Origin of the sequence: Xanthobacter flavus (assembly GCF_017875275.1) — a bacterium.
GTDB classification, from domain to species: Bacteria; Pseudomonadota; Alphaproteobacteria; order Rhizobiales; family Xanthobacteraceae; genus Xanthobacter; species Xanthobacter flavus_A.
In genome coordinates this window covers 4,862,144-4,884,940 of record NZ_JAGGML010000001.1, presented here as the reverse complement: position 1 = coordinate 4,884,940, position 22,797 = coordinate 4,862,144, and the positions used below count along the sequence as shown (strand labels likewise).

Genomic DNA, 22,797 nt, shown 5'->3' with positions numbered 1-22,797 from the left:
GCCGCGGTCAAGTCCGACGCCCCGCTTGATCCACCGGCGGCGCAGGCCTCCTGCGGATGCGCCCGCACCGGAGGCGTGGGCACAAACTAGCCATACAGATACGCGGTGGCGGCGTCGAGATCAGCCAGGACACACCGCGCCACCATCGTCACATGCCCGGCGATGGGGCGTCCGGAATCGGCTATTAAGCTTAATCCATGGCCGAACTGTCCCTCAGCGTCGAACGCTTCCCCATCGCCGGAACCTTCACCATTGCCCGCGGCTCCAAGACCGAGGCGGTGGTGGTCGAGGCCCGCATCACCTCGGGCGGCATCACCGGCCGAGGGGAATGCGTGCCCTATGCCCGCTATGGCGAAACCGTGGAGGGCGTCCTCGCCGCCATCGAGTCCCTGAGGGCGGATCTCGCGTCGGGCCTCAGCCGCGAGGCGCTTCAGCACCGCCTGCCGGCAGGCGCCGCCCGCAATGCCGTCGACTGCGCCCTGTGGGATCTCGAGGCGAAATCCTCCGGCATGGGCTGCGCCGAGCTTGCCGGCCTGCCCACCCTGCGACCGGTGGTCACGGCCTACACGCTGAGCCTCGACACGCCAGAGGCCATGGCCCGCGCAGCGGCCGCCGCGACAGACCGCCCCCTGCTCAAGCTCAAGCTCGGCGCGCCCGGTGACCGCGAGCGCCTCTCCGCCGTGCGGGAGGCGGCGCCCGACACGCGGCTCATCGTGGATGCCAATGAGGGATGGAAGGCCGCCGACCTGCCCGGCTTGCTGGATGCCTGCGCGGCCGTCCGGGTCGAACTCGTCGAGCAGCCGCTGCCGGCGGATGACGACCGCCGCCTCGCCCGGATCGATCGGCCGGTCCCCGTCTGTGCCGATGAGAGCGTTCACGACCGGGCCGGGCTTGCCGATCTGCGGACGCGCTACGACGCCATCAATGTGAAGCTGGACAAGGCGGGCGGCCTCACCGAGGCGCTGGCCTTGGCCGAGGTGGCGCACGGCCTCGGCTTTGGCGTCATGGTGGGGTGCATGCTGGCGTCGTCGCTGGCCATGGCCCCTGCCCTGCTGGTGGCTCAGCGGGCGAAATGGGTAGACCTCGATGGGCCGCTTCTGCTCGCCCGCGACCGCCTGCCCGGCCTTCACTACGAGGGTGCCGTGGTCTCCCCGCCCGAGCCGCTGCTGTGGGGCTGAAGCCGCGCGGCGGCGAGGGCCGCGCCCACGCCCGCGAGGCCGAGCGCGCAGCCGGCCAGATACGCCAGCGGGCCGAACGCCGCCCAGAGCGGTCCCGCGGCCACGTTCGCCGCCGATGACATGAGGCTTGAGGTCCAGGCGGCGGTGGTCTGCCCCGTGCCGGAGCGATGCTCGCTCACGCCCCGCGCCACGAGATCCACCATGGCGAGGTAGGTCGCGGCGAAGGTCAAGGCGTGCAGCAATTGCAGGGGCAGCAGCACTGCCAGCGGTGGATCGCTCGCCATCACCGCGAAGCGCAGCACCGCCCCCGCGCCGCCCATGGCGATCATGCCATAGGGACCGACCCGGCCGAGCAGTGGACGGCCGAAGCGGAACAGCACCATCTCGGCCGCGACCCCCACGGCCCAGAGCACGCCGACGACCGACAGCGAGATGCCTTCCGAGCGCCAGTGGACCGTCGCGAAGAGGTAGAGCACCGCGTGGCTCGCCTGCACGAGGCCGGCGGCGACGATGCCGGCCAGGAAGCCGAGCCGCGCGCGCCGCCCCACAAGGGGCGAGGGCTTCGGCTCGGCGCGCGGCAGTTCCGGCAGGGCGAAGGTGGCGAGCACATAAGTGACGTGCCCGGCGATCATCAGCAGCACGACCGAATCCGCGCCGAGCGCACCAATGATCACGCCACCGGCGAGATTTGCGGCGAGGAAGCTCGCCGAGCCCCATTGCCGCGCCCGCCCATATTCCGCGCGTCCCGCCCGGGCGAGGCGCGAGGTGTAGGAATCCAGCAGCGAGAAGCCGGGAAACCACACCGCCGACATGACGCCGAGGATCAGGAGAATGGCCGGCAGGCTGGACGTGAAGGCCAGCAGCGCCATGGCCGCGACCGTGGCCATGCCCAGGAGGGTCAGCAGCGCCCTTGGACGTCCCAGCCGGTCGGAGAGGAGGCCGAGAAGAGGCGTTGCGGCAAGACGGCTCAGCATAGGCACGGCGAGGACGAGGCCGATAGCCTCGGGCCCCAGTCCACGCGCCTGCAGCCACAACGGCAGATAGGGCTGGAAGATGCCCAGGGCGACGAAGAAGGCGCCGTAGGTCGCGCCAAGCCTCAGCGCGAGCGAACGCGGTGATAACGACCCCCGCCCGGTCTCCTCTCCTCTGCCCTCCACGATGCGTCAGGCGGCGGCGAGGCAGCGGGCGAAAGTTTCCGCATCCACATTGCCGCCGGACAGCACGATCACCGCCGTACCGCCGGAGACGCCGAGCCGCCCCTCCAGCAGGCTCGCCAACGCCACGGCGCCGCCCGGCTCCACTACGAGCTTCAGCTCGCGGAAGGCATATTCGACTGCGCGCGCCACCTCGGCGTCGGTTACGGCCGCAGCCTCGCCGACGATGCGGCGGGTGATCTCGAAGGTGATGGCGCCGGGCGTCGGGGCCAGCAGTGCGTCGCAGAACGAGCCGTCCGGCTGGGCATTGCGCTCGCGCACGCCGGAGCGGAAGGAGCGGGCGTGGTCGTCGAAGCCGGCCGGCTCGCAGACCACCACCCGCGCCTGCGGCGCGACGCGCTTCACGGCCAGCGCGATGCCGGCCACGAGGCCGCCGCCGGAGGCGTTGGCCGCCACAAGGTCCGGCACGCGGCCGAGCGCGGCGAGATCCTGCACGATCTCCAGACCCACCGTGCCCTGCCCGGCGATGATGTGGGGATCGTCATAGGGCGGCACCATGATGGCTCCGCGCTCGGTGGCGATGGCGCGGGCGATGGCATCGCGATCCTCGGTGCGGCGATCGTAGCCAACCACCTCCGCGCCAAGCGCGCGGGTGCGGTCGCGCTTCAGCGCCGGGGCGTCGTGGGGCATGACGATGACGGCCGGCATGCCGAGGATCTTCGCCGCAGCGGCGACGCCCTGCGCGTGGTTGCCGGAGGAGCAGGCGACGACGCCGGCGGCGCGCGCCTCTTCCGGGATCTGCACCATGCGATTGAAGGCGCCGCGGAACTTGAAAGAGCCCGTGCGCTGCAACGTCTCGGGCTTCAGGAAGACATCCGCGCCGGCGCGCTCGCTCAGCACCGGCGAGAACACCAGAGGCGTACGCACGGCGAAACCGAGCAGCCGCGCGGCGGCTGCATCGACATCTTCGGCAGTGGGAAGCGGGGCGGGCTGAATCTCTGAGGCGCTCATGCGCCGGAAGCTACCCGACGCCGCCGCCGAAGGCGATAGCGCCGCGCGATGGGCCCGATATCGTGGGCAATCAGCACGTTGTCGAGGAACTGGCGGGCGCTCTCCCGCCATGTGTAGCGCAGCGCGAAGCGGCGGGCGGCAGCGGGCGACAGCTCCAGCGCCTTCAGGCAGGCGGTGCGCAAATCCTCGTCGAGAACCCCCACGGGCTCGGTGGCGTCGGCCAGCACGTCCGTCGGCCCGGTTACCGGATAGGCAGCCACCGGCAGGCCGCTCGCCATCGCCTCCAGCAGAACGATGCCGAAGGTGTCGGTGCGGCTCGGAAAGCAGAACACGTCGCAGGCGGCATAGACCTGCGCCAGATCCTCGCCTTCCTTGGCACCGAGGAAATGCACGGCCGGAAAGCGTTCTTTCAGGCTGGCGAGGGCCGGACCATTGCCCACGACCACCTTGGAGCCGGGCAGGTCGAGATTGAGGAACGCCTCGATGTTCTTCTCCACCGCCACGCGGCCGACGAAGAGATAGACGGGGCGCGGCAGGTTCAGCGTGGCCTCGGGGCGCGGGCGGAACATGTCCGCATCCACCCCACGCGACCACCGCATCAGCCGCTTGAACCCGCGCGCCTCAAGGTCCCGCTCCAGCGTGGCGGTCGACACCATGACACCGCCGCCGGCATTGTGGAAGGAGCGCAGCCACGCATAGGTCAGCCGCTCCGGCACCGGGGCGCGGGCGGCCAGATATTCCGGAAACTTGGTGTGGTACGAGGTGGTGAAGGTGCGTCGCGAGGCGATGCAGGCCCGGCGCACCAGGATGCCGATCGGCCCCTCGGTGGCGATGTGCACGAAGTCCGGCTGCAGGGCCTCGATGCGCCGCATGATCATGCGCGGCGTGGCGAGGGCGAGCCTGATCTCGTTGTAGGTGGGCAGCGGAACGGTGCGGAAGCCCTGCGGAGTCAGGAACTGCATGTCCGCGCCAAGGCCCTCGGCCTCGCGGGCGGTATGCTCCAGGGACCGCACCACGCCGTTGATCTGGGGATGCCACGCATCGGTGGCGACAAGAACCCGCATCAGGCCGCCGCGCGCGCCCCCTCGACCACCTCGCCCTCCTGGGCCGGGCTCTTCTTCTCGACCTTGCGAGTCCAGGAGATGATCTCGAGGCGTCCGTCCTCATGCTCGGCGACGGCGGTGCAGCTCTCCACCCAGTCGCCGCAGTTCACATAGCGGACGCCGAACTGGTCATGGATCACGGCGTGATGGATATGGCCGCAGATCACGCCATCCACCTGATGGCGCTTGGCCTCCTCGGCCACCGCCTCCTCGAACTTGCCGATGTAATTCACCGCATTCTTCACCTTGAGCTTCGCCCACTGGCTAAGCGACCAATAGGTGAGACCGAGGCGACGGCGAACCTTGTTCAGGTACGTGTTGATGCCGAGCGCGGCCGTGTAGGCCCAGTCGCCGAGGAAGGCGAGCCAGCGGGCGTGGCGCACGACCAGATCGAAAACGTCCCCATGGATCACGAGGTAGCGCTTGCCGTCCGCCGCTTCGTGGATGGCCGTCTCCACCACCTCGATGCCGCCGAAGTGGGTGCCGTAATAGTCGCGCAGGAATTCGTCATGGTTGCCGGGCAGGTAGACCATGCGCGCGCCCTTGCGGCCCTTGCGCAGCAGCTTCTGCACCACGTCGTTGTGCTTCTGCGGCCAGTACCAATTGGCCTTCAGCCGCCAGCCATCGACGATGTCGCCGACGAGATAGACGGTATCGGCGTCATTGTACTTGAGGAAGTCGAGGAGCAGTTCGGCCTGGCACCCCTTGGTGCCGAGATGAACGTCCGAGATGAAAAGGGCGCGAAAGCGGCGCGTTTCAGGACTGTCGCTCACGCCCGATACCTCCACTTTCCCGCGGCCCGACGGAGAAGCCATGACGGCTCAACCGGCTAAGGCGGCATCGTGGCACCGATGTGGCGCCCCGTTCGAGATCGCCGGCGGGCTTGCCGGATGGCCTTCCCCAGGGTCCGGCACGCTTGCCTTGCACGCTCCGGACTTAGCCGGAGTCGTGTATCCCTTTTATGACGCCGGCCCTTGAATTGGAAGGCCGCCTGCCCAATCAAACGTCTTGCACAGATTAGATGCAGGTCCCGCACGCACAGGGAAGACGGCTAATAGTCGAAGGCCGAACGCGATCAAGTCGAACCCGCCACATCCAGAGGCGGCAACCTGTCGAATCGCGCCGCTTCATCTCTGGCTGCCATCGCCTGCGAGGAGGCACCGGCCGCGGCATATTGGCCGTGGACGCAGCTGGATGGCCCCGCATCGCTGTCGCGGGCGCGCGGTCCCCCGACGGCGAAAAATGTGGCCGGCGCCATTGACCTGAGCCCAAGTCCGCGCGAGCGTGCGCCGCCCTGGACGGAGCGGCGTTCGCCACGCGCCGCCCGCACAAGAACAACGCCATACAATTCGATCAGGAGTTTCCCGATGAAGCTGGTCCGCTTCGGCGATTTTGGACAAGAGAAGCCGGGTCTAATCGATTCAACCGGCAAGGTCCGAGACCTGTCCGGCGTCATCGCGGATCTCAACGGCGAAACCCTCGCCCCCGAGAGCCTGAAGAAGATCGCCGCGCTCGATCCCGCCTCCCTGCCGCTCGCGCCCGAGGGGGCGCGCCTGGGCTCCTGCGTCGCCCGCCCCGGCAATTTCGTCGCGGTCGGCCTCAATTTCGCGGACCACGCGGCCGAGACCAACAATCCCATCCCCGAGGAGCCGGTGCTCTTCAACAAGGCGCCGAACTGCATCGTCGGCCCGAATGACGACGTGATGATCCCCAAGGGCTCGCTGAAGCTCGACTGGGAGGTGGAGTTCGCCTTCGTCATCGGCAAGCGTGCCCGTTACGTGGAAGAGCAGGACGCCCTCGATCACGTTGCCGGCTATTGCATCTGCAACGATGTCTCCGAGCGTCATTTCCAGATTGAGCGCTCCGGCCAGTGGATGAAAGGCAAGGGCTGCGAGACCTTCGGGCCGCTCGGTCCGTGGCTCGTCACCACCGACGAGATCGCCGATACCTCCACCCTCGCCATGTGGCTGGAAGTGAACGGCGAGCGCGTGCAGAACGGCTCCATGAAGACCATGATCTTCCGGATCCCGTTCCTGGTGCACTACATCAGCCAGTTCATGGTGCTGGATCCCGGCGACGTCATCACCACCGGCACCCCGCCCGGCGTCGGCCTCGGCTTCAAGCCGCCGCGCTTCCTGAAGGCCGGCGACGTGATGCGTGTCGGCATCGAGGGCCTCGGCGAGCAGCAGCAGACGGTGGTTCCGTTCAAGCTCTGAACCTTTCACGTCGCTTCGATGTAATTCACGGTCGCCGCTTCATCGGCGGCCGTTTTCATGTCCGATGGACGGTTGCAACGCCCATGGCATAGCGCTTCACCCGTTGCGCGCAGGCGAGATAGACGAGGGTGATGCCGGCAACCGCGGCAAGGGTGGTCGCCGGCAGCGGGACGAAGCCGAACCACCCCCCGAGGCCGCTGAGGGGCACCACGAACGCGACGGCCAATGCGCCGACGGCCGAAAGAACAAGCGTTCGGTCCGGCGGTGTCTCGCCAAGCGGCAGGCGGGTGCGGATGAGGAAGACCACCAGCACCTGCGTGGCGATGGATTCCAGGAACCAGGCGGTGCGGAACGCCTCCACCCCGTGTTGAGCACCAGAAGCAGCACGCCGAAGGTGAGGAAGTCGAACAGCGATGAGAGCGGCCCCATCACTGCCGCGAAGCGCACCAGCCCCGTCATATCCCACTGCTGCGGCGTCGCGAGATCCGCCTCGTCCACGGCGTCGAAGGGGATGCCGACCTCCGAGAGGTCGTAGAGCAGGTTGTTGAGCAGGATCTGGGTGGCGAGCAGAGGCAGGAAGGGGAGGAAGAGGCTTGCCGCCGCCATGGACAGCATGTTTCCGAAATTGGAGCTGGCGCCCATCCGCACATATTTGAGGATGTTGGCGAAGGTCCGCCGCCCCTCCTCCACCCCGTCCGCCACCACGTCGAGGTCGGGTGCCAGCAGGATCATGTCGGCGGCGGCGCGGGCGACGCCCGTGGCCCCGTCCACCGACAGGCCGACGTCCGCGAGCTTCAGGCCGGGCGCGTCGTTCACACCATCGCCGAGGAAGCCGACTGTCTCGCCATCGGCCATCAGGGCACGCACCACCCGCACCTTCTGGTTCGGCGTCATGCGGCCGAAGACGTTCACGCTGCGCACGCGCACCCGCAGCGCATCGTCGCTGAGGTGCGCGACTTCGGCGCCGGAGAGCATGTCGGCGGCATCGATGCCGAGTTGCCGGGCGACGTGAGCGACCACCGTGGGGTCATCCCCCGACAGCACCTTCACCTTGACCCCCGTCGCCGCGAGCCGTGTGAGTGCATGGGCAGCGGTGGGCTTGGGCGGGTCCTCGAACAGGCAGAAGCCTTCCAGCACGAGGCCGGACTCGTCCTCCGGCTCAAGGCTGCCGGTCCGGGCCATGCCGTCAGGGGTGCCGGCGCGCGTCGCCACCGCAATCGCCCGAAGTCCCTGTTCCCCGTGACGCTTCAGCTGCGCGGCCAGGGCGGCGCGGGCCTCGGCATCGAGATCGGCTATGGCGTCTCCGACCCGCCGGCTGGTGCAGACGTCCATCACCGCTTCCGGCGCGCCCTTGCAGACGAGGAGGCGCTCGGCGCCACCGTCCCCAGCGCGCTCCGCCAGCACCGAGCCCCGGCGGCGCTCGTAGCCGAAGCCGAGGCGGGAGGGCGCCGACCAGCCGTCGTCCGCATCCGGCGCGGCGGCGGCGAGCGCCGTATCCATCCAGCTGCGGTCGCCGGCCAACTCCGCGCACAGCGCGGCAAGCTCGGCGGGCCGGTGCGCCGCCTGCCCGCCCCCGTCCTCGCTGGCCGCGAGCACGATCTCGGCGGAGGTGAGGGTGCCGGTCTTGTCCGTGCAGAGCACCGTCATGGCGCCGAGGTCATGGATGGCGGTGAGACGCTTCACGATCACCTTGCGCTGGGCCATGCGCACCGCGCCGCGCGAGAGGGTCACGGTGGTAATCATGGGCAGCAGCTCGGGCGTGAGGCCCACCGCCAGCGCCACCGCGAACATGAGCGATTCCAGCAGCGGCCGACCCAGCACGAGGTTCACGGCCAGCACCGCCACGGACAGGACGCCGGCCGCCCGGGCGATGACGAAGCCGAGCGCGCGCAGATCGCGCTGGAAGGGTGAAAGCCCGCCATCCTCGGCCAGCAGCGCGGCTGCGGCGCCGAACAGGGTGGCGCGGCCCGTGGCCACGGCGAGCGCCACCGCCTCGCCGCTTTGCGCAACGGCACCCCTGAACAGCGCGTTCGTCGCCTCCGCCGCCACTGTGGACGAGACGGCCCCGGGCCGCTTCTCCACCGCGAAGGGCTCGCCCGTGAGCGCGGCCTCGTTCGCGGAAAAGCCATCGGCGGACAGGATGACGGCATCGGCAGGGATGATGTCGCCGGCGCGCACGCGGAAGACGTCGCCGGGCACGATCCGGTCGGTTGAGAGGGTACGGAAGACGCCGTCGCGGCACACCTCGGCGGTGAGCGCCACCTGCTCGCGCAACGCCGCTGCGGCTTTGGAGGCCCGAGCCTCCTGAACCGTGTCGAGGCCGATGGAGGCGACGATGACGAGGACGATGATGACCGCGCTCGCCGCATCTCCCGTCGCCGCCGAGACCCCGGCGGCGAGGAGGAGCATCAGCATCAGCGGCTCCAGCAGGCGCCGAAGCAAGGCGCGCAGGGGGCCGGTGCGGCTGGGAGGCTTGTCGAGGTTGGGGCCGAAACGGTCGAGGCGCTCTGCGGCCCCCGTGGAGGAGAGGCCCGCACTGCCGCAGCCGAGGCGCTGGCAGAGCAGCTCATGCGGTTCGGTCCAGAACGCCCCCGCACCGGCGTCGCCCGCGACCGTGGGGTTGGCGGATCGACGCGCCGCGTCCGGGAAGTGCTGTCCGGCGATCTCCACGGGGCGGCCTCCGGCCCTGTTCAAGCGGCCGGGAGCCTAGAGCATATTGTCGGCCGGCAGATACCGGCCTCGATCAAGAACGGCGGCGAAAATCGTTCCTTTCGCAGCGGCCTCATTGCACCGTCGTGGTGGCGAGCCAGCTCTTCACCGCGCCGAGGGCCTCGGTACGGTTGCCGGTGCGGTGCTGGGCCTCCTGGAAGACGGCGAGCTGCACGTCGGCGCTGGTACCCTCCTCGGCGATGGTGCGCACGCGCAGCAAGGCATCGAGACAGCCCAGCGCCTCGGCGTCGGACGACACGAGATTGACGAGCCCGTCCACCGCATCCCGCACCGCCACGGCGCGGCGCTGGGCGAGGTCCACGAACGACCCGTGCACGCCATAGCGCTGGGCGCGCCACTTGTTCTCGTCTGCGATGGCGCGATCCACCGGACCCACATCGCGATTGTGATGGGGATTGCGCACGAGGAAGCGCACGAGCGCGCGATAGAGGGCAGCGATGGCCACCGTATCACCCGAGCGGGTGCAACTGTCCGGCGCGCGCAGTTCGAGCGTGGGCAGCTGGCGCGATGGGCGGATGGCCCACCAGACATAGCTTGAGTCGGTGATGGCCCGCGCCGCGACCATGGCCTCCACATAGCGCTCGTAGTCGCCGCTGTTCTCGAACATCTCAGGCAGGCCGGTGCGCGGCAGCTCGTCATAGGCGGCGAGCCGGTAGCCCATCAGGCCGGTCTGCTTGGCGCCCCAGAAGGGCGAGGAGGTGGAGAGCGCGATGAAATGGGGGATGTAGGGCACCATGCGGCGCATCACATTCACCCGCTGGTCGGGGTCGGGCAGTTCCACATGGACGTGCAGGCCGCACACCATGTTGCGCTCGCCGAGCATCTTGAGGTCGTTCATCACCCCGTCGTAGCGATTGGCCCGCGTGGCGCGCACGCCGTCCCAGGTGGCGGTGGGATGGGTCCCGGCGGCGATGACGGCGAGCCCGTGCTCCCCCGCGACCTGCGACACCGCATGGCGCAGCCCGCGGATCTCATCCAGCGCGCTGCCGATGCCGGTGGTCGGCCGCGTAGCGATCTCAAGCTGCGACTGGAGCATTTCCACGGAGACGGATTCGCCCAGCCGGTCCTTCAGCTCATCGAAGAACCCAGCCGGCATGCGCCTTTGCACCGCCTTGGTGTGGGCGTCGACGACGAAGAACTCCTCCTCGATTCCAAAGCTGTAATCGTTCGACACGGAGCCCTCCACAGAACCTGACGCTACGGCGAGCGAGTAACGCTCATCCCATTGCGAAGTTCCGGGAGACTGACGCGAAATCAGTCCAAATTTGGGCAGTGAATCTCGCCGCTCAATGCGCGTGGAAGCTCAATATGTTCCCGCACCGCACGCGAAATGGACAAATGCGAAAGTACATTGCATGCGATTCGCAAGAATAGATTTATCGAAACCAACTGGAACAAAACCGCCCCAATGGCGTTTAATGCCCCTTCACGGCCGCGCGGCATTCACCAGAGCCAGCGCCGCGACGGCGGCGGTGTCGGCGCGCAGAATGCGCGGGCCGAGGCTGAGGGTGAGCCCACGGGGGGCGATACGCGCGCGCTCCTCCGGGCTGAACCCGCCTTCCGGCCCGATGAGAACGCTGACCGGCCCGGGGCGCGCCTGCCTGAGGGCGGCGATGGGGTCCTCGACCGCCGACGCTTCGTCGCAGAAGACCAGCAGGCGATCCTCCGGGAGGGACGCCAGCCATGCGTCCAGCGCGCGCGGCTCCTCCACGCGGGGAAGGCTCAGGACGCCGCACTGTTCGGCGGCCTCGATGGCATTGGCCGCCATGCGCTCCCCGTTCACGCGCGCAACCTGCGTATAGCGGGTGATGACGGGGCTCAGGATGCCGGCCCCCAGTTCCACGGCCTTCTGGACCATGTAGTCGAGCCGTGCATGCTTCAGGGGCGCGAAAGCGTATTCCAGGGTCGGCGCAGGCGGCTGGGGACGTGTCCCGCGCAAGACCTCGAGCCGCACCTCACGCTTGCCGCCCGCGATCCGTGTCGCCCGCCATTCGCCATGACGGCCGTTGAACAGCAGGATGTCCTCACCGACGCCGAGCCGGATGACGTTGGCGACGTAGTGCGCCGCCTCCCGCTCCAGCACGATCTCGGCGCCCGGCGTGAGATCGGCGGCGACATGCAGGCGTTGGGCGTGGAAATCGTGCTCGGGCATGGCGGCTCCTCTCGCGGGAGGGACACCACGGCTCGGCCCCGGTTGCAAGTCCAGGCGCCGAAAGCACGCCCGCAACGCAAACAGGCGGAGACCCGAAGGGCCCCGCCTGTCTCACCCCCCGAACGCCCCTCGGGAGACGACGCCCTGACCGGCGCACCAGCATAATCAACAAGCTTGACCTGCAGTTCCATCCCCCGAATGGAGGATGCGATGGCGCTGGTCCTGTGAAAATGCGCGGCGGCCTTTGACCGGGGCTTACGACCAGCGTCCTACTTGGAACCGTCCGCCTTGAACTGGGCGAGATAGGCGATCAGGTCCTTGCGCTCGTCCTCGTTCTTGATTCCGGCGAAGGCCATCTTGCCCTTGGGGGCCAGAGCCTTGGGATTGGTGAGGTAGGCGTCGAGCGTCGCCGCGTCCCACACCTTGCCGGCGGCGGCGCCGTCCTTGATGTCCTGGGAATAGGCATAACCCTCGAAGTGCGCCCACTTGGCGCCGACGATGCCGTTGAGCGGCGGGCCGACCTTCACCTTGGCGTCGGGGCCGATGGCATGGCAGGCCATGCACTTCTTGAAAGCGGTCTCGCCCTTGGCGACGTCGGGATCGGCATAGGCCGAGCCGGTGGCGGCGGCGAGGACAAGGGCAGAAGCCAGAACAAGACGCATTGAGCTATATCCTCTCTGTCGGCCGGGCCGCCGTGTGCAGGGCGTATGCTCACACCTGCAAAATCGCGGAAGCCAGATTGTGATGCTTTACCGGGCAGACGCCTCCGCCTAGGACACCCGTTGAAGGCCCGGCGAAGGGGTCGGGTTCCTTAGCATGTTTCCAACCCGGCCTTCGATGCGACCTTGAGACCTCCCGCCATGTGGGCTCCAGCGTGACCATTGTCGTGAAGATCGGCGGAAGCCTGACGCGGACGGGGCCGCCCCGCCGCCTGCTCGAACGCATGTGCGGCCGGCCGGGGGTGGTTCTGGTGCCGGGCGGCGGGGCGCTGGCCGATCAGGTCCGCGTGATGCAGCCGCAGATGGCCCTTTCCGATGGGGCAGCCCATCGCATGGCGATTCTCGCCATGGAGCAGATGGGCCACGCCTTCCTCGACATCGCGCCCGCGCTGTTCCCCGTGCGGACCTTGGCCGACCTAACGTCAGCCGGCGGCGGCACGGCCCTCTGGCTGCCCGCCGCCATGACCCTCGATGCGCCGGACATCCCACAAGGCTGGGACGTGACCTCCGACAGCCTGGCATTGTGGCTCGCGGCCCGCCTTGCCGCCGAGCGCCTTGTTCTGGTCAAAGCACCGGGCGTCGCCGTGCCGACGAGCACAGACCGCGCCCGTGACCTTGCTGCGTGGTCGAGGCAGGGGCTCGTGGATGCGGCTTTTGCGACCATGGCACTGGGCTATTCTGGCGATATTGTCCTCATCCCCGCAGACGACGGGGCGCTGCTGGACCGGGTGCTCGAACCGCCCCCACCGCAGGGCATCGAGGAAAACCAAGAAGGCCGACGCCGATCATGAGCGAGACCCGTTCCAGCAAGAAGCCGCCCCGCTGGGCCTGGGCCCTCACCGGCTCGGGGCACTATTTCACCGAGAGCATCGAGATCATCCGCGAGCTTCAGGACGTGGACCTGTTCATCTCGGACGCGGCGGACGAAGTGCTGCGCATGTACAAGCAGGACAAGGAACCTCTGCCCGCCCAGACGCAGGTGTTCCGCGACAATTCGGCCTCCTCCGCCTCCGTCGGCCGCTTCTATCACGGCGAGTATCACACCCTCGTCGTCTCGCCCGCCTCATCCAACACCGTGGCCAAGGCGGTGCACGGCATTTCGGATACGCTCGTCACCAATTGCTTCGCCCAGGCCGGCAAGTGCCGGGTGGCCTGCATCGTGTTCGCCTGCGACAGCCAGCCGGAGATGATCACCATGGCGCCGGAAGGCCCGGTGCCGGTCTATCCGCGCCGCATCGATCTCGAGAACACCGCGAAGCTCAAGACCTTCGACGATACCGTGGTGGCCGAGACGCTGGAGGAGCTGCGTCTCGCCATTGCCCGCCGCCGCGCCGAGCTGGCCGCCCTGTCCCCCGTCTCGGCCTGAGCCATGGCCGAGCGCGTCGCCCTTGTCACCGGCTCGCTGGCCGAGCCCCGCATCCGCCGCATCGCCGAGGAACTGGCGGACGGGACGCTGGAGCCGGTGGTGGTGAACATCGGCGTCAAGGTCGCGGCGCTGATGACGGCGGAGATCGTGGAGCGGCGCCTCAAGCTTCCCGAGGGCACGGACAAGGTGCTGATGCCCGGCCGCTTCCGCGGCGACCTTGAACGCCTCGCCGTCCGCTTCGGGCTCCCGTTCGAGCGCGGGCCTGACGAGGCGGCGGACCTGCCGGCCTATTTCGGCCGGGGCAAGGGCCGCAACGTGCCCCTGGACCGCCACGACGTGACGCTGTTCGCCGAGCTCGTGGACGCGACCCGCCTCACCATTCCCCAACTGCTGGAACGCGCCCGCTTCCTGAGGGGCGAGGGCGCGGACGTGATCGACCTCGGCGCCCTGCCGGACCAGCCCTTCCCGCATCTGGAGGAGGCCATTGCCGCCCTCAAGGCGGAGGGCTTCAAGGTGAGCGTGGACAGCTTCGACCCGGAGGAACTGCGTCGCGGCACCCGCGCGGGTGCGGACTATCTCCTCAGCCTCAACGAGACCAATCTCGCCATCGCGGATGAAGGCCCCGCCGTGCCTGTGCTGGTGCCGGCGCAGGCCGGCGATCTCGCCTCACTCCTCCGCGCCATCGAGGCCTGCGAGGCGTCTGGCCGGCCCTTCCTCGCCGATCCGATCCTCGATCCCATCCATCTGGGCTTCACGGCATCGCTCGTGCGCTATGCGGAGCTGCGGCGACTGAAGCCGGACATTCCCATCCTGATGGGCATCGGCAACGTCACCGAACTGACCGACGCCGACACCACCGGCATGAACGCGCTGCTGATGGGCATCATCTCCGAGCTGCGGCTCAATGCCGTGCTCGCGGTGCAGGTCAGCCCCCATTGCCGCACGGCGGTGCGCGAGTTCGATCGCGCGCGACGGGAATATTACGCCGCGCGGGAGGCGGGCGCCCTGCCCCAGGGCTTCGGCGGCGGGCTGATGGCGCTGCGCGACCGGCGCCCCTTTTCCACCACGCCGGAGGAGGTTGCGCGGCTCGCCTCGACGGTGGCCGACCGCAACTTCCGCATCGAGGTGACGCAAGAGGGCATCCACGTCTACAACCGCGACGGCCACCATGTGGCGGCGGACCCCTTCGCCCTCTTCCCCCATCTCAAGGTGGAGGACGACGGCGCGCACGCCTTCTATCTCGGCGTGGAGACGGCGCGGGCGGAGATCGCCCACCACCTCGGCAAGCGCTATGCGCAGGACGAGCCGCTGAAATGGGGCGTCGCGGGAGAGACCGGCGGCAGCGCCGAGGAGGCCCATCGGTTGACATTCAAGGAAGCGGGCTCGACGCTTTCTGCCGCAAAGAAGAAAGGCGACAGCGCGTGATCCGGGAGACCATCGTCACCACCGTCTCGCCCGCCGGGGAGGCGCACATCGCCCCCATGGGCGCGAGCGTGGTGGAAGGCGGCTATCTGCTCCAGCCCTTCCGCCCCTCCCGCACGCTGGACAATCTGGCGGCGGCGAAGAGCTGCGTGGTGAACTTCTCCGACGACGCCCGCATCTTTGCCGGCTGCATCACCGGCCGGCACCGCTCCTGGCCCACCGTTCCCGCCACCCGCATCCCCGGCGCTGCGCGCCTTGCCGACTGCCTCGCCCATGACGAGGTGGAAGTGGTGCGCATGGAGGACGACCCCACCCGCCCGCGCTTCTTCTGCCGCACCATACACCGCGAGACCCATGCGTCCTTCCTCGGCCTGAACCGGGCCGTGGCGGCGGTACTGGAAGGCGCCATCCTCGTCTCGCGCCTGCACATGATGGACCCGGACCGCGTGGACCGGGAGATGAACTACCTCTCCATCGCCATCGACAAGACCGCTGGCCCGGCCGAGCGCGAGGCGTGGGACTGGCTGTGCGAGACCATCGCCGATCACCGCGCGCGGGCCGCCTCATGACGGCGCACGTTCCGACCCGTCCGGGCCTTCTGGCTTCCGTGGCGACCCTCGACGAGATGCGCGTGGCCTTGAGCGCGGGCGTCGATATCGTCGATCTCAAGAACCCCGCCGAGGGCGCGCTGGGCGCATGGGCGCCGGACGCGCTGAGCGAGGCGGTGGCCCTGTGGCGCGCGGCCGGCGCGCCCGGCAGCCTCAGTGCCACGGTCGGCGACCACCCGCTCGACCCGGACCTTCTGCGCGCCGCCGCCGAGCGCACCGCCGCAACCGGCGTACCGCTGGTGAAGATCGGCTTCGCCTTCGGCGATGGCGCCCGCCTGCCGCCGGTGCTCGACGCCCTTCGCCCCCTCGCCCGCGAGACGCGCCTGATCGCCGTCCTCTTCGCCGATCAGGCCCCCGACTTCGCCGTGGTGCCGCTGTTCGCCGCCGCCGGCTTCCATGGCGTGATGCTGGACACGGCGGACAAAGCGGCCGGCGGGCTTCTCGCTCACATGGGCGTGGAGACCCTGGCCCGTTTCGTCGCGACCGCGCGGGCCGAAAGGCTCCTCACCGGCCTCGCGGGCTCGCTGAAGGTCGCCGATATCGCCCCGCTGGCGGCGCTCCGGCCGCACTATCTCGGCTTCCGCGGCGCGCTCTGCGCCGAGGGGCGGACGAGCGCGCTCGATCCGCTCCGCCTAGCCGCCGTGCGTGAGGCGCTGGCGGGGCGGGTCCTCGCCTGAGGCCGCTCAGGCGGGCGTGAGTGTGGCCGCCACCGCGTCGAGGATGTCGCCCGCCGCTGCAATCTCCGTCTCGGTCACGGTCAGCGGCGGCAGCAGGGCAAGGACGTTGCCTACGGGCCGGACGAGAAGCCCCTGCCCGGCCAGAGCCTCCGCCAGAGGTGGGGCGGGCCCTGCACACACCAGCCCCTGAACGAGGCCGGTGCCCGCTGTATCCGAGAACAGGTCCGGACGGCGCCAGCGCAGGGTGGCAAGCCGATCCTCCAGTTTCCAGCCCAGTTCCTGCACCCGTGCCTCGAAGCCGGGGGCGAAGGCGGCCGCGAGGACGGACAGCAGACCTGCGGTTGCATCCTCATCCAGTAGCGGCAGGCCGGAGGGCAGGCTGCGGGCCAGACGCGCGCCGAGCACCAGCGCGGAGGAGCCCTCCCCGTCCTCGGCACCGCCCGACAGATCGCCGATCACCATCACGTCCGGCGCCACGCCGCGCCACTCGTGGGCGAAGGCCATGCCGGTGCGGCCGAGGCCGGCATCGGTCTCGTCGAACAGCAGCACCACGCCATACTCATCCGCCATCTGGCGCGCCGTCGCGAGGATGGATCCCGGCAGGAAGCGCAGGCCGGCGTCGATGGAGGCAGGCGAGAGCAGCAGCGCCGCTACCTGCGGCCCCATGGCGGCTTCGATGGCGGCTTCCTCCTCCGGGATGCGCCGCACGCCCGCATCCGGCGCCAGCGGGAGACGCGGATTGTCGGAGACGACAATAATCTCCCGCCGCTTGGGCCGTCCCGTCGTGCGGTGGTGGAGACGGATGGTCTCGACCGCCGCGCGCCACGCCGTCGGGCGATCGGGAAAGAAGCGGGCGACATCGCCGAAGGAATGATCCGTCAGGAGGGCGGCACATCTGGCGGAGGCGGGAGCGCCCTCCCCTTCACCCACCTCTCCTTCCATGATGCGCGCGGGATCAAAGCGGACGGCGCCCGAGAAATCGAGCACCGGCGCCAAAACGGCGGCGGAGTCGTCGGGCGGCGCTTCGATGCCGTCAGCGTCTGGGGTGGTTACGGACACACGCGCCTCCATGCCCCACCCGAAGCAAGGAGCGCGCCGGGATCAGTCGTACTTGATGTAGGAAAAGCGCAGATCGTGCTGCGGCGTACCTTCCAGCGGCGAGTCTTCCGCCGCACCGGGCTGCCACTGCACCACCTCCTCGATCTTCTTCGCCAGCGCGAGATCGCGCACCGTGATGCCCTTGGCGTCGTGGGACTGCAGGCGCACCTCGACCCAGGCGTAGGAGGCGGTGAGGTCGGGATGGTGCCAGGCCGCCTCCGCCAGATGGCCGACGGTGTTGATAACCATCAGCGTGCCCTTCCAGCTGTTGGTCTTGTAGGTGCGCTTGATCCAGCCGTCCTCGTAGCGCCAGTGCGGCAGCTCGGCGGCGAGGTGGGCAATCACCTCTTCCGGCGGAAATGTCTTCTTGCGGTCAATGCTCATGGTGGGCTCCGAAGACGACCCAAGCGGCCGCCGTTCATCGAGTTGATCTCGCACAGTGCGCCATGGGGCGGGTGATGCTGTATAAGGACGAGGCCCGCGACAGGCCGGCGACGTAACCCGCACTGTCGCAGCGGATGGAGAACCATGTCGAACACGCTCGCCTTTCTCGTCAACACGTCGATCGTGCTCCTCACCGTCGCCGCCATGGAAGGCGTGGCGTGGGCGGCCCACAAATATGTGATGCACGGCTGGGGCTGGGGCTGGCACAAATCGCACCACGAGCCGCGCGAGGGCCTGTTCGAGCGCAACGACCTCTACGCCGTCGTGTTCGCCGGCATCGCCATCCTGCTCATCTATTTCTATCGCAACGGTGGGCCGCTGCTGTGGGTGGGCGTGGGGATGACCGTCTACGGCTTCCTCTATTTCTTCGTCCACGACGGCATCACGCATCAGCGCTGGCCGTTCCGCTACGTGCCACGCAACGGCTATCTCAAGCGCTTGGTGCAGGCGCACCGGCTGCATCATGCGGTGGAGGGCAAGGAGGGCTGTGTGTCCTTCGGCTTCATCTACGCGCCGCCGCCGGCCGCGCTGAAGGCCAAGCTGAAGAAGCTGCACGGCGGCAGCCTCAAGAACAGCGAGCCCGCGGAATAGCCGCGCAATTCCTGATCCTGAAACGAAAAGAGGCGGCCCATGGGACCGCCTCTTTTGCTATTTGCGCTGTCATGCCCAAGCTTGTCCGGGGCATCCACTCCGTCGCAGTTCGGATGCATGGTCACCTGAGAACCAGCGTGGCCGACCCGTGGATCCCCCGGACAAGCCGGGGGATGACGGTAGCCCGACGGCGCGCTCAGGCCTTGACCAGCGGCAGCTTGGGCACCGGGCTTCCGGAGCGGCCTGAGCCGCCGGCCGGCCCGCCCTTCGGGCCCTTGCCCTTGGGGGTGGGCCGGGCCTTCGCCTTGGCCGCGGGCTTGCGGCGCTTGGCGGGGGCCGGGACGATCTTTTCCGGCTTGGGGGTGACGGGGCCTTCGGGGAATTCGAAGCCGAGCTTCGATTCCTTGCCCTCGCCCTCCACCACCACGCGCACATGGCCGCCGTTCTTGAGCGCACCGAACAGCACGAGGTCCGCCAGCGGAGTCTTGATGAACTCCTGGATGACGCGGGCCATGGGCCGCGCCCCCATCTGCTCGTCGTATCCGCGATCCACCAGCCACGCGCCCGCCTCGTCGGAGAGCTCGATGGTGACGCTGCGGTCGGCGAGCTGCGCCTCCAGCTGGAGCACGAACTTTTCCACCACCTGGGTGATGACCTCGGTCGGAAGGTGGCCGAACGGGATCACCGCGTCGAGGCGGTTGCGGAACTCCGGCGCGAAGGTCCGATTGATGGCCTCCGAATCGTCGCCCTCGCGCTTGCTGCGGGTGAAGCCGTAGGCGGCCTTGGCGAGATCGGCGGCACCGGCGTTCGTGGTCATGATGAGGATCACGTTGCGGAAGTCGATCTGCTTGCCGTTGTGGTCAGTCAGCTTCCCGTGGTCCATCACCTGCAGGAGGATGTTGAAGAGGTCCGGATGGGCCTTCTCGATCTCGTCCAGCAGCAGCACGCAGTGCGGGTTCTGATCCACGCCGTCGGTCAGCAGGCCGCCCTGGTCGAAGCCCACATAGCCGGGAGGCGCGCCGATGAGGCGGCTCACGGTGTGGCGCTCCATATATTCCGACATGTCGAAGCGCAGGAGCTGCACGCCCAGGATCGAGGCGAGTTGCTTGGCCACTTCCGTCTTGCCGACGCCGGTGGGGCCGGAGAACAGGTAGCAGCCGATGGGCTTCTCCGGCTCGCGCAGGCCGGCACGGGCCAGCTTGATGGAGGCGGAGAGCGCTTCGATCGCCTTGTTCTGCCCGTAGACCACCCGCTTGAGGGTCGTCTGCAGGTTTGCCAGCACCTCAGCGTCGTCCTTGGAGACGGTCTTTGGCGGAATCCGCGCCATGGTCGCGATGGTCGCCTCGATCTCCTTGAGGCCGATGGTCTTCTTGCGCTTGGCCTCGGGCAGCAGCATCTGGGCCGCGCCCGACTCGTCGATCACGTCGATCGCCTTGTCCGGCAGCTTGCGGTCATGGATGTAGCGGGCCGACAGCTCCACCGCTGCCTTGATGGCGTCGTTGGTGTAGCGCAGCTTGTGGTAGTCCTCGAAGTAAGGCTTCAGCCCCTTCAGGATCTCGATGGCGTCGGGCACGGTCGGCTCGGCCACGTCGATCTTCTGGAAGCGGCGGACGAGGGCGCGATCCTTCTCGAAATACTGGCGGTATTCCTTGTAGGTGGTCGAGCCCATGCAGCGCAGCGACCCCGAGGCCAGCGCCGGCTTCAAAAGGTTGGACGCATCCATGGCCCCGCCCGAAGTCGCACCGGCACCGATGACCGTGTGGATCTCGTCGATGAACATGATCGCGTTGGGATAGGCCTCGATCTCCTTCACCACCTGCTTGAGGCGCTCCTCGAAGTCGCCGCGATAGCGGGTGCCGGCGAGCAGCGCGCCCATGTCGAGGGCGAAAACGGTGGCGGTGGCGAGGACGTCCGGCACGTCGCCGTCATTGATGCGCTTGGCGAGGCCCTCGGCGATGGCGGTCTTGCCGACGCCCGGATCGCCCACGAACAGCGGGTTGTTCTTCTGCCGGCGGCAGAGCACCTGGATGGTGCGGGTGATCTCGCTGTCGCGGCCGATGAGGGGGTCGATCTTGCCCTCATGGGCCTTCTTGTTGAGGTTGATGCAGTAGGCGTCGAGCGCGTCGGCCTTCTTCTGCTTGTCGTCGCCGGACTTGGTCTCGGTCTCCTCGTCGGCGCCGCGCACGGGCCGGCTCTCGGACATGCCGGAGCGCTTGGCGATGCCGTGGGAGATGTAGTTGACGGCGTCGTACCGCGTCATGTCCTGCTCCTGCAGGAAATAGGCGGCATGGCTCTCGCGCTCGGCGAAGATGGCGACGAGTACGTTGGCCCCCGTCACCTCCTCGCGGCCAGAGGACTGGACATGAATGACGGCGCGCTGGATGACGCGCTGGAAACCGGCCGTGGGCTTGGAATCGTCAGAGCCGGACTGGACGAGATTCTCCAGCTCGGTGTCGACATATTCGATGAGATTGCGGCGGAGCTTCTCCATGTCGACGTTGCAGGCGCGCATGACGGCGGCCGCATCCTGATCGTCGACGAGGGACAGAAGCAGATGCTCGAGAGTCGCGTACTCGTGGTGGCGTTCGTTCGCGAGGGCCAGAGCGCGATGGAGCGACTGTTCGAGGCTTCGTGAGAATGTGGGCATCGACACCTCTTTCGCGCGTCGCTCCGGACTTTCGGAATCTTCCCCCAGATCCGGAGCACGTGCACCATTCACACAAACTTCGTACTGGATGCCGCAGTGCGCAAGTCCCCCGCGGACAGGAATGCGCTTTCGCCCGGCGCCGATTTCACTTGACGGCGCGCGAACGGCCCACCCACCCGAGCTTTGGCTCGGGCGCCGAGACCATTATTTTTTCTGCGGGAAATTTGAACGCCGCCGGATGCGGCTCACTTCTTTTCCATCACGCACTGAAGCGGATGCTGATGCTTGCGGGCGAAATCCATCACCTGCGTCACCTTGGTCTCGGCGACCTCGTAGGTGAAAACGCCGCATTCACCCACGCCATGGTGATGGACATGGAGCATGATGCGGTTCGCCTCGTCGCGGTTCTTGCTGAAGAACCGTTCGAGCACATGGACCACGAACTCCATCGGCGTGTAGTCGTCATTCAGCAGCAGCACGCGATAAAGGCTCGGCCGCTTGGTCTGCGGCTTGGTGCGGGTAATGACGGATGTGCCCGGCCCGTCGCCCTTGCGCGGCGGCTCGCCCGCCATGGCGCGGGTCGGCACGAGGTCGGGCGCCGTTGAGGCGGAATGCGCCGGCTGAGACGACTGAATAAAGTGCTTCATGTTCCTCGCGCCCTACCGCGATCTCCGGCGGCAGCCCGGAGCCTCGGCGCAGCCCCTCACGGCTGGCAATAATAGAAAAATAGGTGCCGCTGCGCCAGTACCGCTGCGCACGCGTCACCGGTCAGGTAACTGCCGCCTTTATGTCGGGAGGAACGGCGCGTGGCGCAAGGTCAGCGGAACAATTCCGGCCTGCGGCGCTTTGGCGGACGCCTGAACGCAACAGGTGTGTGGATCGTGCCGCCTTCGATGCCCCTGAACGCAAAATGCCCGGCACGGGCCGGGCGGGGATGGCCTTGCGGCCGCACCATCAAAAGGAGGGCGCCGGGGCGCGACGCGAAACGAGCCCCCGGCGCGGAACCGTGAGGCCGCCCCCTAGGGGCTGGCCTCGCGGCATCATCAAGGCCCCGGCGCGCCTGGCGCGCCTGTGGGCCAAACCTCAGGCCAAAGGCCTTGGCGTCCAGCCTCAGCGGCCGAACTTGCCGAAAGAGGTCTCGAAGGGCTTGTAGCCCTCCTTCGCCAGCTCCGTGTAGAGCTCGCCGAGCTTGGTCGCCTGGGCGACGGCGCCCTCGTAGGCAGTCTTGAGGTAGGACTGCTGGATCTCGATGGCCTGCTCAAGGGTCTTGGCGCCGAGCAGCTTCTCGAGGGCAGCGCTGCCCTGCTCGAAAGAAGCCTTGGTGTAATCGGCGATTTCCACCGCGATCGCCTGGGCGCTCTTGGAAAGCGTGCCGAAGCTCTTCACGGCGGCTTCGATGTTGTCCTTGCTCATCTTCTGGAGCTCTTCAGCGCTCTGAACCATTGGGTGTCCCCTTTCGCGCCAGCAAACGCGCTGGCATTGCGTCGAGTGGATTATGCCTCCGCTCAGTTGTGGATATTATGCACTGCACAACGAAAGTCAAGTGATTTTGTGCAGCGCACAATATGGCAAGGGCGCCCGGTTTACGCCTTGGTAACTCCGCGTTTTTAGGGTCAGGCACTGGTCGCTTCCCTGGACCTCCGGTGCGACGCACAAGCCTGCCACAAGGCTTCCCTGTCAC

General features: G+C 68.2%; 20 protein-coding genes and 1 pseudogene. 8 read left to right on the top strand and 13 right to left on the bottom strand.

Annotated elements, in window-relative coordinates:
- The first annotated feature begins 197 nt into the window (after positions 1-197).
- A complete protein-coding gene (dgcA, locus tag J2126_RS22925; RefSeq protein ID WP_209489092.1) occupies positions 198-1,178 on the top strand; it encodes an N-acetyl-D-Glu racemase DgcA in 981 nt (326 codons plus the stop codon).
- Here dgcA and J2126_RS22920 read toward each other — a convergent pair.
- Genes J2126_RS22920 through J2126_RS22905 form a run of 4 tightly spaced genes read right to left on the bottom strand, consistent with a single transcriptional unit; the run spans position 1,130 to position 5,261 of the window.
- Positions 1,130-2,335, bottom strand: a complete 1,206-nt coding sequence (locus tag J2126_RS22920) for an MFS transporter (protein WP_209489091.1) — start codon at positions 2,333-2,335, stop codon at positions 1,130-1,132. The genes dgcA and J2126_RS22920 overlap by 49 nt on opposite strands.
- A 6-nt stretch (positions 2,336-2,341) precedes the next feature.
- The gene (locus J2126_RS22915; RefSeq protein WP_209489090.1) at positions 2,342-3,343 is read right to left on the bottom strand and encodes a threonine ammonia-lyase; all 1,002 of its coding nucleotides are present in this window, start codon (positions 3,341-3,343) and stop codon (positions 2,342-2,344) included.
- A complete protein-coding gene (locus J2126_RS22910) occupies positions 3,340-4,407 on the bottom strand; it encodes a glycosyltransferase family 4 protein (protein ID WP_209489089.1) in 1,068 nt (355 codons plus the stop codon). Before J2126_RS22910 ends, J2126_RS22915 begins: the two co-directional genes overlap by 4 nt.
- On the bottom strand, positions 4,407-5,261 hold the full coding sequence (locus J2126_RS22905; protein ID WP_209489088.1) for a UDP-2,3-diacylglucosamine diphosphatase: 855 nt from the start codon (positions 5,259-5,261) through the stop codon (positions 4,407-4,409). Before J2126_RS22905 ends, J2126_RS22910 begins: the two co-directional genes overlap by 1 nt.
- Positions 5,262-5,813: 552 nt before the next feature.
- Here J2126_RS22905 and J2126_RS22900 point away from each other — a divergent pair.
- The gene (locus J2126_RS22900; protein WP_209489087.1) at positions 5,814-6,662 is read left to right on the top strand and encodes a fumarylacetoacetate hydrolase family protein; all 849 of its coding nucleotides are present in this window, start codon (positions 5,814-5,816) and stop codon (positions 6,660-6,662) included.
- A gap of 55 nt (positions 6,663-6,717) precedes the next feature.
- Here the strand turns inward: J2126_RS22900 and mgtA are convergent.
- The 4 genes and pseudogenes from mgtA to J2126_RS22880 form a co-directional block, all read right to left on the bottom strand.
- Positions 6,718-9,227, bottom strand: a pseudogene (gene mgtA, locus J2126_RS22895) (magnesium-translocating P-type ATPase).
- A 217-nt stretch (positions 9,228-9,444) separates the two neighbouring features.
- Positions 9,445-10,566 (bottom strand): carboxylate-amine ligase, encoded by a 1,122-nt coding sequence (locus J2126_RS22890; RefSeq protein ID WP_348634367.1) that lies wholly within the window; start codon positions 10,564-10,566, stop codon positions 9,445-9,447.
- A 252-nt stretch (positions 10,567-10,818) separates the two neighbouring features.
- Positions 10,819-11,544: a 16S rRNA (uracil(1498)-N(3))-methyltransferase gene (locus J2126_RS22885; RefSeq protein WP_209489085.1), complete on the bottom strand. Its 726-nt coding sequence runs from the start codon at positions 11,542-11,544 to the stop codon at positions 10,819-10,821.
- A gap of 269 nt (positions 11,545-11,813) precedes the next feature.
- On the bottom strand, positions 11,814-12,206 hold the full coding sequence (locus J2126_RS22880) for a c-type cytochrome (RefSeq protein WP_209489084.1): 393 nt from the start codon (positions 12,204-12,206) through the stop codon (positions 11,814-11,816).
- 212 nt (positions 12,207-12,418) lie between these two features.
- Here J2126_RS22880 and J2126_RS22875 point away from each other — a divergent pair, with 212 nt between their 5' ends.
- From J2126_RS22875 to J2126_RS22855, 5 genes are read left to right on the top strand one after another with little or no spacing between them, the layout of a single operon-like run.
- A complete protein-coding gene (locus J2126_RS22875) occupies positions 12,419-13,054 on the top strand; it encodes an aspartate kinase (RefSeq protein WP_209489083.1) in 636 nt (211 codons plus the stop codon).
- Complete coding sequence (locus J2126_RS22870; RefSeq protein WP_209489082.1) at positions 13,051-13,629, top strand: flavoprotein; 579 nt, start codon at positions 13,051-13,053, stop codon at positions 13,627-13,629. The genes J2126_RS22875 and J2126_RS22870 overlap by 4 nt, the downstream gene beginning before the upstream one ends.
- Before the next feature lie 3 nt (positions 13,630-13,632).
- Positions 13,633-15,054, top strand: a complete 1,422-nt coding sequence (locus tag J2126_RS22865; protein ID WP_209489081.1) for a DUF6513 domain-containing protein — start codon at positions 13,633-13,635, stop codon at positions 15,052-15,054.
- Positions 15,051-15,620 carry a DUF447 domain-containing protein gene (locus J2126_RS22860; protein WP_209489080.1) on the top strand — a complete coding sequence of 190 codons (570 nt, stop codon included), beginning with the start codon at positions 15,051-15,053 and terminating at the stop codon, positions 15,618-15,620. Before J2126_RS22865 ends, J2126_RS22860 begins: the two co-directional genes overlap by 4 nt.
- Complete coding sequence (locus J2126_RS22855; RefSeq protein WP_209489079.1) at positions 15,617-16,336, top strand: (5-formylfuran-3-yl)methyl phosphate synthase; 720 nt, start codon at positions 15,617-15,619, stop codon at positions 16,334-16,336. The genes J2126_RS22860 and J2126_RS22855 overlap by 4 nt, the downstream gene beginning before the upstream one ends.
- A 6-nt stretch (positions 16,337-16,342) precedes the next feature.
- On the opposite strand, the gene J2126_RS25525 is transcribed toward J2126_RS22855, so the two are convergent.
- Positions 16,343-17,395: an aminotransferase class III-fold pyridoxal phosphate-dependent enzyme gene (locus J2126_RS25525; RefSeq protein WP_209489078.1), complete on the bottom strand. Its 1,053-nt coding sequence runs from the start codon at positions 17,393-17,395 to the stop codon at positions 16,343-16,345.
- A gap of 42 nt (positions 17,396-17,437) precedes the next feature.
- Positions 17,438-17,818, bottom strand: a complete 381-nt coding sequence (locus tag J2126_RS22845) for a 4a-hydroxytetrahydrobiopterin dehydratase (protein WP_209489077.1) — start codon at positions 17,816-17,818, stop codon at positions 17,438-17,440.
- A gap of 144 nt (positions 17,819-17,962) precedes the next feature.
- Between J2126_RS22845 and J2126_RS22840 the strand changes: the two genes are divergently transcribed.
- Positions 17,963-18,469: a sterol desaturase family protein gene (locus J2126_RS22840; protein WP_209489076.1), complete on the top strand. Its 507-nt coding sequence runs from the start codon at positions 17,963-17,965 to the stop codon at positions 18,467-18,469.
- Between the two features lie 196 nt (positions 18,470-18,665).
- On the opposite strand, the gene clpA is transcribed toward J2126_RS22840, so the two are convergent.
- The 3 genes from clpA to J2126_RS22825 form a co-directional block, all read right to left on the bottom strand.
- A complete protein-coding gene (clpA, locus tag J2126_RS22835) occupies positions 18,666-21,116 on the bottom strand; it encodes an ATP-dependent Clp protease ATP-binding subunit ClpA (RefSeq protein ID WP_209489075.1) in 2,451 nt (816 codons plus the stop codon).
- Between the two features lie 245 nt (positions 21,117-21,361).
- A complete protein-coding gene (clpS, locus tag J2126_RS22830) occupies positions 21,362-21,688 on the bottom strand; it encodes an ATP-dependent Clp protease adapter ClpS (RefSeq protein WP_209490489.1) in 327 nt (108 codons plus the stop codon).
- Between the two features lie 538 nt (positions 21,689-22,226).
- Positions 22,227-22,559 (bottom strand): phasin family protein, encoded by a 333-nt coding sequence (locus tag J2126_RS22825; RefSeq protein WP_209489074.1) that lies wholly within the window; start codon positions 22,557-22,559, stop codon positions 22,227-22,229.
- Positions 22,560-22,797: the final 238 nt, after the last annotated feature.